This is a genomic window from Streptomyces sp. JLYT201 (genome assembly GCF_059448825.1).
In genome coordinates this window covers 8,466,995-8,482,577 of record NZ_CM182551.1, presented here as the reverse complement: position 1 = coordinate 8,482,577, position 15,583 = coordinate 8,466,995, and the positions used below count along the sequence as shown (strand labels likewise).

Genomic DNA, 15,583 nt, shown 5'->3' with positions numbered 1-15,583 from the left:
CCAGCGGTCAGTACATCATCCGCGGATCAACGTAATGCTTGAATTCGAGGAGATTTCCGGTCGGGTCGACGAGCACGAAGGTGCGGTGTTCCTCGACCGTTCCGTCGAATCGCGACCGCGGCTCCTGGAATACCGGCACCTTGCGCAGGTCGACGATTCTGAGCAGCGCGTCGAAATCCGTACGGGAGCGGAACGTCACGCCGAAATGCCGGGGATAGAGCGAGAGCCGGGACCGCTCCGGCTCGTCCGGCGCGTAATGGCAGACGAGTTGGTCGCCGAAGAAGTCGAACGTGACGCGGTCCGGATAGCGGCGGGCCAGCGGGCAGCCCAGGAGCTTGTTGTAGAAGTGCGCGGCGGCGTCCAGGTCGCGGGCCGGAACGGCGATGTGGAAGGCGTCGGCGGAGTTCCTCACGGATTCTCCCGGGAGTCGGCGAGGGGCTCGGCGGAGCCGGTGGGACGCTCGGGCTCCGCCGGGCCCGCGGGGTCGTCGAGGAGCGTGTCGGCGCGCAGGCCGAGGCGGAGCGTCTCCAGGGCGATGACGTCGTCGAGGGCCACGTTGCCGAGGTTCACCCGGCGGCCGACGCGCTGGATGAAGTACGTCTGGAGCCCCTTCGTGGGCGCCTCGAAGATCAGCAGGTCCGGGTGCGGACCGGCGTCGAGGACGTCCTCGATGAGGCCGAAGCGCACCTCGCCGTCGGGCCGGCAGATGCCGCTGGTGCCGCTCTCGCGCGCCTCCAGGATCACCGCGCGCGCCCCGGCGTCCAGATCGCGCCGGATGTCGGCGATCCACTGGCTCGGCGGATACGTCTCCGAGCGGCGCGGGTCCTTGAAGCCGACCTCGGAGACGACCTCGAAGTCCGCGGCGAGCCGGGCGATGTAGCGCGCCTTGCGCCGCGGGGCCAGGTCGATGGTGCCGTTGGACACCTCCACGCGCCCGCAGCCGTGCTCCCGGCACAGCGCCCGGTAGTCGTCGAAGCGGCCCTTGCGCACGTACGCCTCGAAGAGCGTCCCGCCGAACATGTACGGGATGCGGTGCTGGCGCAGCACCTCCGTCTTGGTCTTGATGCCGGAGGTGACGAGCGCGGTGCCCCAGCCGAACTTGACCAGGTCGATGAACTCCCCCGAGCTCTCCACGACGTCCTCGAACCAGCGGACGGGCGCGCCACCGTCGATGACCATCGTCTGCCCCCGGGTGCGCGGCTTGGGTTCGCGCACGGGCAGGTCCAGGGGGCGGGGCGCGCCGGGCGGGGCGGAATCCTGGGGAGCGCGGCTCCGGGGAGCGGACGTGTGGGGCACGGAGGTCTGCGGCACGGAGGTCTGCGGCACGGAGGTCTGGGGCACGGAGGTCTGGGGCACGGGTTTCTCAACTCCCTTGTCCTTGCGGGCTTCTGGCGCGGTCGGTCACGAGTGCGCGCTTGTGCACCTTGCCGAGGGCGGTGCGCGGCAGGGCGTCGACGACGTGGATCTCCTGCGGCAGCTTGTACGGGGCGAGGCGGGCGGCCAGGAAGGACGCGAGGGCCGCGCGGTCCGGCCCCGCGGCGACGATCCAGGCCGCGACGCGCTGCCCGAGCCGGTCGTCGGGCAGGCCCACGACGGCCGCCTCGGTGACGTCCGGGTGGGCGAGGAGCGCGTCCTCGACCTCGCCCGCGCCGACGCGGTAGCCACCGCTCTTGATCAGGTCGGTGTCCTTGCGGCCGAGCAGCCCGAGGGACCCGTCCGGCAGCCACGCGCCGAGGTCGCCGGTGCGGAACCAGCCGTCGCCGTCCACGGCGGGGCCGCGCCCCACGTAGCCGGAGAACAGGCCGGTGCCGCGCACCATGACCTCGCCGTCGGCGGGGTCGAGCCGCACCCGCGCGCCGGGCACCGGGCGCCCCACCGAGCCCGCCGCCACGTCCGCGCCGAGGTCCGCCGGGCGCGGCGAGGTGACGACGAGGGTCTCCGTCATCGCGTACCGGTTGAGGAGGCGGTGGCCGGTGAGGCGCCGGACGCGCTCGGCCACCGCGCCGGTCAGCCGGTCCGCGCCGGACACCAGGAGCCGGGCGCCGCCGAGGGCCCGCAGGTCGGCCGCGCCCAGGGAGCCCCACAGGGCGGGGACGCCGAAGTAGAGGGAGGCGCCCGGCACGGGCGTGAGGTAGGGGCCGGTGTGCACGAGCGGCGAGCCGATCCGCAGCGGTCCGAGCCCGCCGAAGACGAGGCCGTGGACGTGGGACAGCGGCAGGGCGTGCGCCAGGACGTCGTCCGGGGTCCACCGCCACAGCGCGGCGAGCGCGTCCAGGCCCGCGGCGAGGGCGCGGCGCGGGATCACGGCGCCCTTGGGCTGCCCGGTGGAACCGGACGTGTACAGGATCAGCGCGGGCGTCTCGTCCGGGGGCGGCCCGGGCGGGGGCGCGGTGTGCGCGGCGCGCGGGGTGAGGGCGGCGAGCCGGTCGTCGTCCAGGACGAGGTCGACGTCGGCGTCGCGCAGCACGTGCGCGCGCTCGCGCGGGGCGGCCGCCGGGTGCAGCGGGACCGCCGCGCCCCCGGCGGCGAGGACCCCGGCGACGGCCACGAGGGTGTCCACGCTCGGGCGGGCGACGACGGCGACGCGGCGGGCCCCGGCCACCGACCGGGCGACCGCGCCGACGGCCCCGGCGAGTTCGTCACCGGCCAGGGCGCGCCCGGCCACGTCGAGGCGGGCGCGGCCCTCCTGGAGTGCGGGCAGCAGGACCGGAGCGGACTCCACGGCCACGGCCTAGGCGGCGACGAGCGCGGCGACCACCGCGACGAACGCGCCGAACGTCGGGTTCTCCCAGAGGTCGCGCATCCCGTCCAGCTCCACCTGGTAGGTCTGCTCGACGGCGCCCATCACGTGCAGGGCGGCGAGCGAGTGGCCGCCGAGCGCGAAGAAGTCGTCGCCGTCGGCGACTTCGGGCACGTTCAGGGCCTCGCACCACAGCGGGGCGATGACGTCCCGGACTTCCGTCGCGGTCGTCGTGCGGGTCGCTTCCATCAGGTCTCCTCCAGGTCGTGGCCCGGCCCTCCGGGGCCGCGCAGGGTGATCGCGCCGGACGGGCAGCGGGCGAGCGCGGCCCGCACCCGGGCAGTGAGGCCGGGGCCGGGGTCCGGGTCGAGCAGCAGGACCCGGCCGTCGGTGTCCGACTGGTCGAAGACCTCGGGCACCTGGGCCAGGCAGAGGCCGGACGACGCGCACCGGGCGCGGTCGACGCGGACGCGCACGACGCTCTCCTTCCGGGTCACGCCACTCCCTTCCCTGATCGTCGCGCTCTCCTCCCGGGTCATGCCGCTCCCCTCCCCGGTCGTCGCGCTCTCCTTCCCGGTCACCGGGCAGGCTCCTGCCAGGTCACCGGCAGGTGGTCGAGGCCGTGGGCCAGCGCGTGGACGCGGAACCGGACGGCGTCCCCGGCGCCTTCGAGCCGCAGCCCGGGCAGGCCGCGCGGCAGCGCAGGATAGGCGGCGCCGAGCAGCATCCGGGCGAGGGCGGCGCCCAGGCAGTGGTGGATGCCGTGCCCGAAGGTGACGTGCGCGGCGGGCTCCCGCGCGATGTCGAAGCGGTCGGGCTCGGCGAGCAGCGCGGGGTCGCGGTTGGCCAGCGGCAGGGAGCAGATGACGTACTCCCCCGCCCGCACGAGCTGCTCGCCGACGGTGACGTCGGTCAGCGCGACGCGCGGGGTGGGGGCGTGCGGCACCGCGAGGTAGCGGAGCAGTTCGTCGACGGCGCGGCCGACGGCGTCGCGGTCGTCGTGGGCGGCGGCGAGCCGGGCCAGCTGTCCGGGGTGTTCCAGGAGCAGCAGGGTGCCGAGGCCCAGCATGCCCGACAGGTTGTCCAGGCTGGCCAGCACGAGGAGGACGCACACGCCCCGCAGTTCCTTGTCGGTGACGTCGGCGCCGTGGTCGGTCACCAGCGTGCCGAGGAAGCCGTCGTCGGGGGCGCGGCGCTGCCGGTCCACCATGGCGGCGACGTAGCGGGACAGGAGTTCGCCCGTGGCGGCCCGTCGTCCGCGGGCCGCGCCACCGGCGAGGAAGCCGTGGCACAGGCGCAGGAACTCGGCGCGGTCGTCGCGCGGTACGCCGATCAGCTCGCACAGGACCGCGCCGGGCACCGGCAGCGCGAAGCCGTCGACCAGGTCGGCGGGCGGCCCGGCGCGGCGCAGCGCGGCCAGGCGCTCGTCGATGACGGCGTCGATGCGGGGCCGGAGCCTGCGGATGCGGCGGAGGGTGAACTCCGGGGTGAGGATCTGCCGCAGGCGGGTGTGTTCCGGCGGGTCGTAGTCCATGAGCTGGCCGATCATCGCGTCGGGCCGGACGCCGAGTTCACGGCCCGACGCGGTCCGGGAGCCGAAGCGGCGGCGGGTGGAGAACCGCAGGTGGTCGCCGAGGACCTGGCGCACCTCGGCGTGTCCTGTGACCAGCCAGACGGGCCGCCCGTCGGTGCCGGGGCCGACGTCGATCCTGCTCACGGGGGTGCGCGCGGCGAGGGCGCGCAGTTCGCCGGCCGGGTCGAAGCGGTCGCGGCGGGTGTGGACGACCGTGGCGACGCCGCTGGACGTGGCTGCCTCGGACATGGCTCCCTCCCGGGAATTCGGCGGTCTACCAGCTGATCGGCAGTGTCTCCACGCCGTACGGGGCCTGCCGCCGGAAGCGGATCTCGGCGGGGTCGACGGCGAGTCGCAGGCCGGGGAAGCGGCGCAGGACCGCCGGGTAGGCGGCGCGCAGCTCCATGCGGACCAGGGACGCGCCGACGCAGTAGTGGACGCCGTGGCCGAGGGCCACGTGGGGGCCCGGCTCACGGGTGAGGTCGAGGCGGTCCGGGGTGCCCTCGGGCGTGGCGCGGTTGGCCGCGATCAGCGAACAGGCCACGCGGTCACCGGCCTTGATGACCTGGCCGCCCAGGGGCACGTCCACGCGCGCGGTGCGCGGCGACGCGGTCGGGATGACCGAGAGGTAGCGGATGAGCTCCTCCACCGCGCGGTCGGTCGACTCCGGCCGCCCGCGCAGGAGTTCGAGCTGGTCGGGGTGGTCGAGGAGGGCCAGGAGGCCGAGGCCCAGCATGGCCGCCACGTTCTCCACGCCGGAGCCCATGACGAACGCGCTGAGGCCCACCAGCTCCTCGTCGCTGACGTCGTCGCCGTGTTCGCGCACCACCCGGCCGAGCAGGTCGTCGGTGGGCTCGCGGCGCTTGCGGGCCACGAGCCGCCCCATGTACGCCATGTACGCGCCGCCCGCGGTGACCTGGGCGCCGCGCCCCCGGAACGCGGGGCGGCCGATCTTGAGCAGCCGCGCGAGTTCGGCCCGGTCGTCGCGCTCCACGCCGAACAGCTCGCACATGACGAGACCGGGCACGGTCCAGGCGACGTGCCGCATGAAGTCGGCCGGTGCCCCGGTCTTCTCCAGGGCGTCCAGGCTGTCCGCGACGACGCGTTCGACGGCGGGCTCCAGGCCGCTCATGCGCCGGACGGTGAACTCCGGGGCGAGCAGCCGGCGCAGCCGGGTGTGGTCCGGCGGGTCGTACTGGACGAGGTTGCCCACCTGGGCGGGGCGTCCGCGCGGTCCGCCCGGGGCGGCGACGCGGGTGCTGAACCGGTCGGTGTCGCCGAGGACGGACCGCACCTCGTCGGACCCGGTGACCAGCCAGCCGGGGCCCGCCGCCGGATCGTCGGTGAGGTCGGCGCGGGTCAGCGGGGCCTCGGCGGCGAGCCGGGTCAGGTCCGGCAGCGGGTCGAGCCGGTCGCGCCGGTTGTGCGGGGCGAGGTCGGTCGGGCGTGCCATGGAGGGGTCACCTCACTCGCCCGCGCGGTCCGGCACGGGTGCGCCGTCCGTCGCCCTGCCCGCGGTGCCCGCGCCGGGCGGCTCGCACCAGAGCATGCCGTCCGCCGAGGGCACCAGGCCGTCGCCGAACAGCGGCGCCTCCGGTTCGGCGTCCTCGCCGAGCAGGGCGCGCATCTGGACCTGGCCGCCCTCCTGCATCACCTCGCGCACCACGGAGGACTTGAACAGCGGCACCATGCTGCCGTCGGCGCTGCCCGCGACCTCGTCCACGGCGTCGGAGAACTCCGCGGACCCGGCCCGGAAGCGCTTGGCGACGACGTCGGCGTCGGTGAGGACCTGCTCGCCGGAGGACACACCGCCGATCAGCTCGACGAACGACTGCAGTTCGGGCCGGTCGGCCTTGGTGACCTTCTTGGCCCGCCAGAAGTAGGAGTCCTCGTCGTGGTGCATCTCGTAGAAGGAGAGCAGGAACTCGTAGAAGACGCCGTACTCGCGGCGGTAGCGGACCTCGAACTCCCTGAGGGCGCGCGGCTCGTCGACGGTCCCGGCGAGCACGCTGTTGATCGAGCGGGCGGCGAGCAGCGCGCTGTAGGTGGCGAGGTGGACGCCGGAGGAGAACACTGGGTCGACGAAGCAGGCGGCGTCGCCGACGAGGACCATGCCGGGCCGCGAGAACGTCGTGTGGTGGTACGAGTAGTCCTTGCGGACGCGCAGTTCGCCGTACGGTCCGGTCGTCACCCGGTGGGCGTCGGCCAGGTACTCGCTGATCAGCGGGCACTCGGCGATGAGCGCCCGGAGCGCCTGGTGCCGGTCGCCGCGGATCTTGTCGGCGAGCTCGCGGCGGACGACGGCGCCGACGCTGGTGAGGGTGTCGCTGAGCGGGATGTACCAGAACCAGCCGCTCTCGAAGGCGACGGACAGGATGTTGCCGGAGTTGGGTTCGGGCAGCCGCTTGCCGCCTTCGAAGTAGCCGTACAGGGCGAGGCTGCGGAAGAACTCCGAGTACGCGCGGGTGCCGCCCACGCGCTGGTGGATCCGGCTCTTGTTGCCGGAGGCGTCGACGACGAAGGCGGCGAGCGCCCGGCGTTCGTGGCCGTCGGCGTCGGTGTAGCGCACGCCGCGCACCCGCTCGTCGTCGGCGACGACGTCGAGGACGGCGCAGCCCTCGCGGACGTCGGCGCCGACGCGACGGGCGTTCTTGAGGAGGATGTCGTCGAACTTGGACCGCTCGACCTGGTACGCGTACGACGTGGGGCCCGACATGCGGGGCGAGACCGCGAAGGAGAAGGTCCACGGGTCGGGGTTGGCGCCCCAGCGGAAGGTGCCGCCGCGCTTGCGCGGGAAGCCCGCCCTGGCGAGTTCGTCGGCGACGCCGGTGAGGCGGCACACGCCGTGCACCGTGGAGGGCAGCAGGGACTCGCCGATCTGGTGGCGGGGGAAGTGCTCCTTCTCCAGGACCAGGACGCGGTGCCCCCGCATCGCCACCAGCGCGGCCAGGGTCGATCCTGCGGGACCCCCGCCGACGACCACCACGTCGAATTCCTCGGAATCCGGCAACGTCATCTCCCTCCCCATTCGGGCTTTCCGACGTTTTCCCGGTGGCCGGAATTCCTTCCCGGGCCCGGGATTCCTGTGCGCTCGGTCGAGTCTGGTAATGACCGCGGGTGCGCGTCAAGCGCGTCCAAGGTCGTTCAAGTCGGCACTGTCTGTTTCAACTTGGGAATTCTCCGGAGCCGCGCCCCGGGAAATGTCACCGGCGGCCCGGTGCGGTGCCCGGGGTGTTTTCCGGAACCGGCGCGCGACGCGCCCCTCCCTGCTGATGAGCGAGATCAGCGGGCCGGTCATGAACGTCGTCACCAGGGCCATGAGGACGAGGACGGTGAAGAGTTCCTCGCCGATGATCCCGGCGTCGAGGGCGACGTTCAGGACGATCAGCTCGGTCAGGCCCCGGGTGTTCACGAGGGCGGCGACGAGCGCCGCGTCGTGCCGGTCGAGGCCCGCGAGGCGGGCCGCGCCGTAGCCGGGCAGGAGCTTGCCGAGGGTGGCGACCGCCAGGACGAGGAGCAGCAGGACGACCCCGTCCGCGCCGAGGGCGCCGATGTCGAAGGACAGGCCCGTGGTCACGAAGAACAGCGGCAGGAGCAGCCCCGCGCTCTCCTCCATCGGCCGCAGCACGTCGGCGTCCGGCACCCCGTCCCGGCGGGGCATGGCGATGCCCGCGAGCAGGCCGCCGAACACGGCGTGCAGGCCCAGTTCGGCGGTCACCCAGGCGCTGCCGAGGGCCAGGCCGAGGGCGAGCGTGAGCTGGTGGGCGCGGAGCGCCCCCGATCGTTGGAGCCACCGCGTGAGCAGTGGCCGTACGACCAGGAACAGGAACGCGACGAACACCGAGAGCAGCGCGAGCGACAGCTGCCAGGAGCGCGCGGCGGCGTGTCCGGTGCCCGCGAGCGCGGCGGCGAGCACCAGCCAGGCCACGACGTCCATGAGCCCGGCCGCGGTGGTCGCGACGGTGCCCGGCGCGGTGCCCGCGAGGCCGCGCTCGCGGACGACGGCGGCGAGCACCGGCAACGCGGTGACGGACAGCGCGACCGCCATGAACAGCCAGAACGACCGGCCGTCCACGCCATCGGGGCGGACCGCGTCGAACACTTCGGGGAACGTCCCTGCGGTGCCCGCGCCGATGCCCGCGGGCACGAGGAACGCGCACAGGGCCACGGTCGCCGCGGCTCTGCCGCCCTGCCGCAGCTGCCGCGCGTCCATCTCGTAGCCCACCACGAACATGAAGATCACGATGGCGATCTGGGAGAGCACGGTGAGGAACGGCAGGACCTCCGACGGGAAGAGACGGCCCGTCAGGTCGCCCGGCAGCCGTCCGAGGAGCGTCGGCCCGAGCGCGATGCCCGCCGCGATCTGCCCGATCACGGCGGGCTGGCCGCAGCGGCGGGCGAGCGCGCCGAGCACCCGGGACGCGACGACGATGAGGGCGACGTCACCGATGGCGACGGTCGCGATGGATTCCGTGTTCATCGCCGTGGCCGCTAGGGTGCCGCGGTCCCGTCCATGTCCGCCACGAGGCTCTTGGGACGCATGTCCGTCCAGTTCTCCTCGATGTACGCGAGGCATTCCGCGCGGCCCGCCGCACCGTGCGCGGTGGTCCAGCCGTCGGGAATCTCCGCGAATACCGGCCACAGCGAATGCTGGCCCTCTTCGTTGACCAGGACGAGGAAGCTGCCGTTCTCATTGTCGAAGGGATTGGTCATGGTTCAGTCCTTTCGGGAATTCCCGCGGGTTCGGAGTGTTTCGGTGACGACGCGTCCCACGTGGGACAGGGGACCGGGTTTGAGCATGTCGTAGTGGCCGGCGGAAATGTCGTACGGCCGTACGGCGCCGTGGACGTACGGCCGCCAGCTGTCCGCCGCGGCGGCGGCCGGCAGGTCGTCCGGGCGGTCCTCGGTCGCGACGAAGAGGAGCAGATCGCCGCCGAAGGGGCGGGGCGTGTGGGTGGGGGTGAAGGCGGCCATGTTGCGCAGCACCTTCTCCAGGTTGGCGAGGGACTGCGCGCCCAGGCCGGTCGAGCGGTAGAGGTCGGCGATGCCGCCCTCGTCCCGCTTGAGCAGGGCGTAGCCGTCGGAGTCCGCGTCGTCGGCCCGGTCGTCCTCGCCGCGCAGCCGCGACCGGGCGGAGCTGTGGGGGTAGGCGTCGAGCAGGGCGAGCAGCGCGACCTCTTCGCCGAGCTCTTCGAGGCGGGTGGCGACGGCCTGGGCGAGGGTGCCGCCGACGGACCAGCCGAGGAGGTGGTAGGGGCCGGTGGGCTGGACCGTGCGGATCTCCTCCGCGTAGTCGGCGGCCATCTCCTCGATGCTGCCGGGCAGCCGCTCGGGGCGGGCGAGGCCCCGGGCCTGGATCCCGTAGAGCGGCACGTCGGCGGGGAGGTACGGCAGGAGCGCCGCGTAGCCCCAGCTCAGGCCCATGCCGGGGTGCAGGCAGAACAGCGGCGGGCGGCTGCCTTCGGGGCGCAGCGGGAGCAGCACGTCGAGGTCGCCGCGGCCCTGCCCCGGGCGGCGCCGTCCGGCGGTCTCGGCGGCGCGGCGCAGCGCCAGTTCGCCGGTGGCGGTCCACCGCGCGCGGTCGCCGGTGCGGAACATCCGCGTGCCCGGGGCACCGTGGGGGTCGGCGACGAACCGCTCGCCGGTGGCACCGGGCCGGTCCGCGTAGCCGCGGGCGAGCACGGGGCCGGCGACGTACAGGTCGCCGGTGGCTCCCGGGGGTACGGGCCGCAGGAAGTCGTCCAGGACCCGGGCGCGGGCGGGGGCGACGGGGTGGCCGGTGGCGGCCGTCGCCTCCTGGGTGTCGGCGGCGCTCGCGAGCCGCAGCCAGGTGCCGCCGGTCTCCGGCGTGCCGTGGCCGTCGGCGGCGGGGGCCCGGGCCGCCCCGAGGCGCACCTCGGCGCCCGCGCAGAGCGCGGTGAGCAGCTCCACCGCGAGCTCCGCGGGCGGGGCCGCGCTGTCCAGCTGTACGGGGTCGCCGGGGCCCGGGAGGTGCGGCCCGCGGGCGGTGAGGGCGCGGTGGGTGAGGACGGTGGCACCGGCTTCGAGGGCGGGGTGGTCGGGGTGCAAGGGGTGGTCAGGGTGCAAGGGGCGTGCGGGGCCAGGGGCGTTGGGGGGTGCCGTGCGGGCGCTGTCAGCCGCTGCGTCTCCGGGCGCGTCCCCAGGGGCGCAGCCAGCCGCCCCGTCCCCGACCGCGTCCCCAGGGGCACTGCCAGCCGCTCCGTCCCCGACCGCGTCCCCGGGCCCGGAGGCCGCCGCTCGCCCTGGCCCGGCCCCTGCTTCCGTCGCGCCCGCCGCCGGGTCGTCGAGGGCGAGGAGCGGTACCCCGTCCACCACGGGCGCGGCGGCGGCCGCGTCGTGCACGAGCGCGGCGGGGCGGGGGCCTCCGCCGCCTTCCACGGGCCGTGCCGGGTCGGCGAAGCGGCAGGCGGCGCCCGCCTTCAGGACGCCGAGCAGCGCGACGACCAGCATCAGCGTGGGCGGTACCGCCACGACGACCACGGCCTCCGGTCCGGCGCCGAGGGCGGTGAGGCGCCGGGCGAGGTCGCCGGCCGCCGCGTCCAGCGTCCCGTACGTCATGGACGCCTCGTACATGCCGGGGACGCGCTGGTCGACGACGGCGACGGCGCCGGGGTCGGACGCCGCGCGCTCGGCGAAGAGGCGGGGGACGGTGCCGCCGCGCGGGGCTTCCCCGGTGCCGTCGGCGAGGGCGTCCGCCCGCGCGCGTTCGGCCTCGTCCACGAAGACGTCGACCGCGCCGAGACGCACCTCGGGGTCGGCGACGGCCTGGTGCAGGACGCGGACGAGGCGGCGGGCGAACGCGTCGGCGGTGGCCTCGTCGAACAGCTCGGCGGCGTAGCGGAGGTGCCCTTCGAGGCCGCCGAAGTCGCCGTCGGACAGATACCGCTCGGTGAGCTCGACGGACAGGTCGAGCTCGGTGGCCGGCGCCCCGGTGTCCAGGCGGGTGGAGCGCACGCCCGGCAGCTCCCAGAGGTCCCACGCGTCGGCGATGCTGTCGCGGACGTCGAGGAGGACCTGGAAGACCGGGTGGCGGGCCAGGGAGGGCGGGGTGTCGAGGGCGTCGACGAGCCGCTCGAAGGGCACGTCGCGGTGTACGGCCGCTTCCTGGTACGTCTCCCGCGCCCGGCCCACGAGTTCGCCGAAGGTGGGGTCGCCGGACACGTCGGTGCGCAGGGCGAGGGGGCCCGCGAAGGGGCCCACGACGCCTTCGAGGCCCGGGTCGTCGCGGCGCGGCACGAGCGTGCCGACGGTGATGTCGTCGCCCGCGCCGAGCCGGGACAACAGCAGGGCGAGGGCCGCGTGCACCACGGTGAACACCGTCGTCCCGGCCTCCTCGGCCACGTCGGCGACGCGGGCGTGCGCCTCGGGGTCCAGGCGGAGCGGGACGGTGCCCGCGCGGTGGGAGGCGACCGGGGGCCGGGGGCGGTCGGCGGGCAGCACCAGTTCCGCGCCGGTGCCCGCGAGGGCGGCCCGCCAGTGGGCGAGCTGGTCGTTGACGAGGCTGTCGCGGCGGCTCTCGCCGTCGAGCAGCTCCCGCTCCCAGCGGGCGTAGTCCGTGAACTGCACGGGCAGCGGGGCGCGTTCGGGGACGCGGCCCTCGCGGCGCGCGCCGTAGGCGGTGGCGAGGTCGCGCAGGAGCACCTCCACGGACGCGTCGTCCGCCGCGATGCGGTGCAGCACGAGGAGCAGGACGTGCTCGGTGGCGGAGAGCGTGAACAGGTGCCGCGTCCACGGCGTCTGCCGGGCCAGGTCGAACGGTCGCCGGACGTGCTCGGCGATCAGCTCGGGCAGCCCGGCCTCGTCGGCGGGTGCGACGGTCAGGAACGGCGGCTCGGCGGTGCCGGGCCGGGGCTCCTCGTCCGCCCGCTGGACCTGTTGGCGCAGCTCCCCGCCCTGGACGCCCGGGAAGAGCGTCCGCAGGACGTCGTGGCGGGCCGCGACGTCCGCGAGGGCCGAGCGCAGCGCCTCCTGGTCGAGGTCGCCGCTGAGCCGCAGCGCCACCGGGACGCGGTCGAGGCCCGACTCTTCGTCGAGGCGCGCGAGGAGCCAGGTCCTCAACTGGCCCGCGGTGACGGGGGCGTCGCCCCGGTCGGGGGCGGGCGCGAGCACGGGGCGCGCCTTGGTGGCCAGGAGCCGGGCGACCTCGGCGGGGGTGGGGGCGCCGAAGAACTGGCGGATGGGCAGCTCCGCGTCGAACTCCTCGCGGATGCGCCCGGCGAGGCGCATGGCGAGGCCCGAGTCCCCGCCGAGGTCGAAGAAGTTGTTGTCGGCGCCGACCCGTTCGAGGTCGAGCACCTCGGCGAAGAGGCGGCACAGCGTCTCCTCGGCTGCGGTGCGGGGCCTGCCGCCGGTGACGCGTTCGGCGAAGTCGGGGGCGGGCAGGGCCGCGTGGTCGACCTTGCCGTTGCGGGTCACGGGCAGGGCGCCGAGGGTGAGCACGGCCGCCGGGACCATGTACGGGGGCAGGCGCTTGGCGGCGTGCTCGCGGACGTCCTGCGGGTCGACGCCCGCGGCGGCGGACGGGACGACGTAGCCGACGAGGCGGCGCCCGCCGGGCCCGTCGTCGCGGGCGACGGCCACCGCCTGGGCGACGTCGGGGTGCGCGGCGAGGGCCGCCTCGACCTCGCCGAGCTCCACGCGGAACCCGCGGATCTTCACCTGTGCGTCGGCGCGGCCCACGAACACCAGCTCGCCGTCGGCGGTGAGGCGGGCCAGGTCGCCGGTGCGGTACATGCGCGTGCCGGGGGCGCCGGGCGGGAACGGGCAGGCCACGAAGCGCTCGGCGGTCGGGCCCTGCGCCCGCCAGTAGCCGTGGGCCAGCGAAGGGCCCGCCAGGTACAGCTCGCCGGTCGCGCCGGGCGGCACAGGCTGGAGGAAGGCGTCCAGGACGTACGCCTGCCGGCCGGGCAGGGGGCGGCCGACGGGCAGCACGGCGAGGTGCTCGTCGCCGGGCCCGACGGGGTGCCAGGTGAAGCACAGGGTGGTCTCCGTCGGCCCGTACATGTGCCGCACGGCGACGTCCGGGCAGGCCGCGCGCACCCGCGCCACGGCCTCGGCGGGCACCACGTCCCCGCCGGTCAGGACCTCCCTGAGGCCGGTGAAGCAGGCGGGGGTCTCGCTCGCGAGCACCCGGAACGTGCCCGCGGTCAGGTGCAGCGTCGTCACGCCGCGCGCGGTGTACCGGCGGATCTCCTGGGCGTCGACGACTCCGGGCCCGGCGACGAGGACGCGTCCGCCCGCGGCCAGCGGGACCCACGCCTCGAAGAGGAACGCGTCGAAGGCGTGCGGGGCGTGCAGCAGCACCGTGTCGTCGGGGCCGACGCGCCAGCCGGGCTCGCCGACGAGGGCGGCCACGGCGCCGTGCGGGACGGCGACGCCTTTGGGGGCGCCGGTGGAGCCGGAGGTGTACATCACGTACGCCGTCTCGCCCGCTGTCACGGGCACGGCGGGGCCGCCGTCGTACGCGGCGAGGCGCTGGACGACCTCAGGGTCGTCGAGGACCACGAGGGGCCGGGAACCGGGCGGCACGGAAGCCCGCGTGCCCCGGCCGCACACCACCGCGCGGGTGCCGCTGTCGGCGAGGACCGTCGCGATCCGCTCCACCGGGTGCCCCGGATCGACGGGTACGTAGGCCGCTCCGGCGCGCCAGACGGCGAGGAGGGCCACGACGACGTCCGCCGACCGGTCGAGCACGACGGCCACGCGGTCGCCGCGGGCCACGCCCGCCGTGGCGAGGTGGGCCGCGAGGCGGCCCGCCGCGTCCCGCACCTCCCCGTACGACCAGGTGCGTTCGCCGTCCAGGAGGGCCACGGCGCGCGGGGACGCCGCGGCCCGCGCGGCGATCAGCGCGGGCACCGGGCGGCCGGGGACCGGGCCGGGCGTCACGCATCCGGCGGGCCGCCCGGGGGCGGTGACGCGCAGGCTCCCCACGGGGGCGCCGGGTGTGGCGACGAGCTGCTCCAGGGCGCGGACCAGGCCCGCGTGCGCGGCCTCGGCGGTGGCGCGGTCGAACAGGTCGGTGCGGTACTCCAGCTTGAGGTGGGTGCGTTCGCCGGGGGCGACGACGAGGGTGAGCGGGTAGTGGGCGGCCTCCCGGGCGAAGCCGTGCGGGCGGATCGTCAGGGCGCCGGGGTCCGGGGCCCGTCCCGCGGGCGGCCGGGGGAAGCTCTCGTACACCATGAGCGTGTCGAACACCGCGCCAGAGCCGGCGAGTTCCTTGATGTCGAGGAGGCCCAGGTGCTGGTGGGCCAGGAGGGCGCTCTGGCGCTCCTGGAGGCGTCGCAGCATCTCGACGGCGGGCTGCGCGCCGTCCAGGGGCACGCGTACCGGCAGGGTGTTGATGAGCAGGCCCACCATCGACTCCACGCCGGGCAGTTCGGCGGGGCGGCCCGCCACGGTCGCGCCGAACACCACGTCCGTGCGCCCGGCGAGGCGGGCGAGGACCAGGGCCCAGGCGCCCTGCGCCACGGTGTTGACGGTCAGGCCGTGGGTGCGGGCCAGCTCGGTGAGGCCCCGGCCGAGCGCGGGCGGCAGGTCGCCGCCGACGTGGCCGGGGAAGGCGGGCGGGCGCTCCGGGACGGCGGGGGCGACCAGGGTCGGCTCGGCGGCGCCGTCGAACTCCGCGCGCCAGGCGGCCCGGGCGGCCTCCTTGTCCTGTTTGCCGAGCCACAGCAGGTAGTCGCGGTAGGAGGTGGTGCGGGGCAGGCGCGCGGTGTCGCCGCCGTGCGCGTAGGCGGCGGTGAGCTCCGCGACGAGCACGGGCGCGGACCAGCCGTCCATGAGGATGTGGTGGCTGGTGAGCACCAGGCGGTGCCGGTGCGCGGCGAGGCGGACGAGGAGCACGCGCAGCAGCGGGGCCTTGGCCAGGTCGAAGCGCTCGGCGCGCTCCTGTTCCGCGAGGCGTTCCAGGGCGGCGCGGGCCTCGGCCCCGGGGAGGCGGGACAGGTCTTCCGTGCGCCAGGGCAGGGTGACGTGGCGGGCGATGACCTGCACCCTGCGGGCGCCGCTGACCTGGCGGAAGCAGGCGCGCAGCGCGGCGTGCCGGTCGAGGAGCGCGGCCCAGGTCGCCTTGAGCCGGGCCTCGTCCAGGGGGCCTTCGAGCGCGAGCGCGGACTGCACGGTGTAGACGTCGGGTCCCTGGTCGTCGAAGGCGGCGTGGAACAGCAGGCCTTCCTGCAGCGGCGACAGCGGCCACACGTCCTCGACTGGGGATCGGGTCATCGCTTCTCTCCTCGGCACGGCGTGGGCGG

11 protein-coding genes are annotated in these 15,583 nt (G+C 75.5%); all 11 read right to left on the bottom strand.

Annotated features, from left to right (window positions below; genetic code table 11):
• Positions 1 to 7: 7 nt before the first annotated feature.
• Entirely contained in the window at positions 8 to 412 is a 405-nt protein-coding gene (locus tag AC5WAM_RS36115; RefSeq protein ID WP_366794073.1) for a VOC family protein, read from the bottom strand.
• A complete protein-coding gene (locus AC5WAM_RS36110) occupies positions 409 to 1,356 on the bottom strand; it encodes a phosphosulfolactate synthase (protein WP_495520090.1) in 948 nt (315 codons plus the stop codon). Before AC5WAM_RS36110 ends, AC5WAM_RS36115 begins: the two co-directional genes overlap by 4 nt.
• A gap of 7 nt (positions 1,357 to 1,363) precedes the next feature.
• Positions 1,364 to 2,722, bottom strand: a complete 1,359-nt coding sequence (locus AC5WAM_RS36105; protein WP_495520089.1) for an AMP-binding protein — start codon at positions 2,720 to 2,722, stop codon at positions 1,364 to 1,366.
• Between the two features lie 9 nt (positions 2,723 to 2,731).
• Entirely contained in the window at positions 2,732 to 2,989 is a 258-nt protein-coding gene (locus AC5WAM_RS36100; RefSeq protein ID WP_495520088.1) for an acyl carrier protein, read from the bottom strand.
• Positions 2,989 to 3,321 carry a ferredoxin gene (locus AC5WAM_RS36095; protein WP_495520087.1) on the bottom strand — a complete coding sequence of 111 codons (333 nt, stop codon included), beginning with the start codon at positions 3,319 to 3,321 and terminating at the stop codon, positions 2,989 to 2,991. Before AC5WAM_RS36095 ends, AC5WAM_RS36100 begins: the two co-directional genes overlap by 1 nt.
• Positions 3,318 to 4,562, bottom strand: coding sequence for a cytochrome P450 (locus AC5WAM_RS36090; protein ID WP_366794068.1), 1,245 nt, complete (start codon positions 4,560 to 4,562; stop codon positions 3,318 to 3,320). The genes AC5WAM_RS36095 and AC5WAM_RS36090 overlap by 4 nt, the downstream gene beginning before the upstream one ends.
• A gap of 25 nt (positions 4,563 to 4,587) precedes the next feature.
• Complete coding sequence (locus AC5WAM_RS36085; protein ID WP_495520086.1) at positions 4,588 to 5,766, bottom strand: cytochrome P450; 1,179 nt, start codon at positions 5,764 to 5,766, stop codon at positions 4,588 to 4,590.
• Between the two features lie 12 nt (positions 5,767 to 5,778).
• Complete coding sequence (locus AC5WAM_RS36080; RefSeq protein ID WP_495520085.1) at positions 5,779 to 7,329, bottom strand: tryptophan 7-halogenase; 1,551 nt, start codon at positions 7,327 to 7,329, stop codon at positions 5,779 to 5,781.
• Positions 7,330 to 7,437: 108 nt separating this feature from the next.
• A complete protein-coding gene (locus AC5WAM_RS36075) occupies positions 7,438 to 8,793 on the bottom strand; it encodes a cation:proton antiporter (protein WP_495520084.1) in 1,356 nt (451 codons plus the stop codon).
• Positions 8,794 to 8,804: 11 nt separating this feature from the next.
• A complete protein-coding gene (locus tag AC5WAM_RS36070) occupies positions 8,805 to 9,026 on the bottom strand; it encodes an MbtH family protein (RefSeq protein ID WP_495520083.1) in 222 nt (73 codons plus the stop codon).
• 3 nt (positions 9,027 to 9,029) lie between these two features.
• Positions 9,030 to 15,554 carry an amino acid adenylation domain-containing protein gene (locus AC5WAM_RS36065; RefSeq protein ID WP_495520082.1) on the bottom strand — a complete coding sequence of 2,175 codons (6,525 nt, stop codon included), beginning with the start codon at positions 15,552 to 15,554 and terminating at the stop codon, positions 9,030 to 9,032.
• Positions 15,555 to 15,583: the final 29 nt, after the last annotated feature.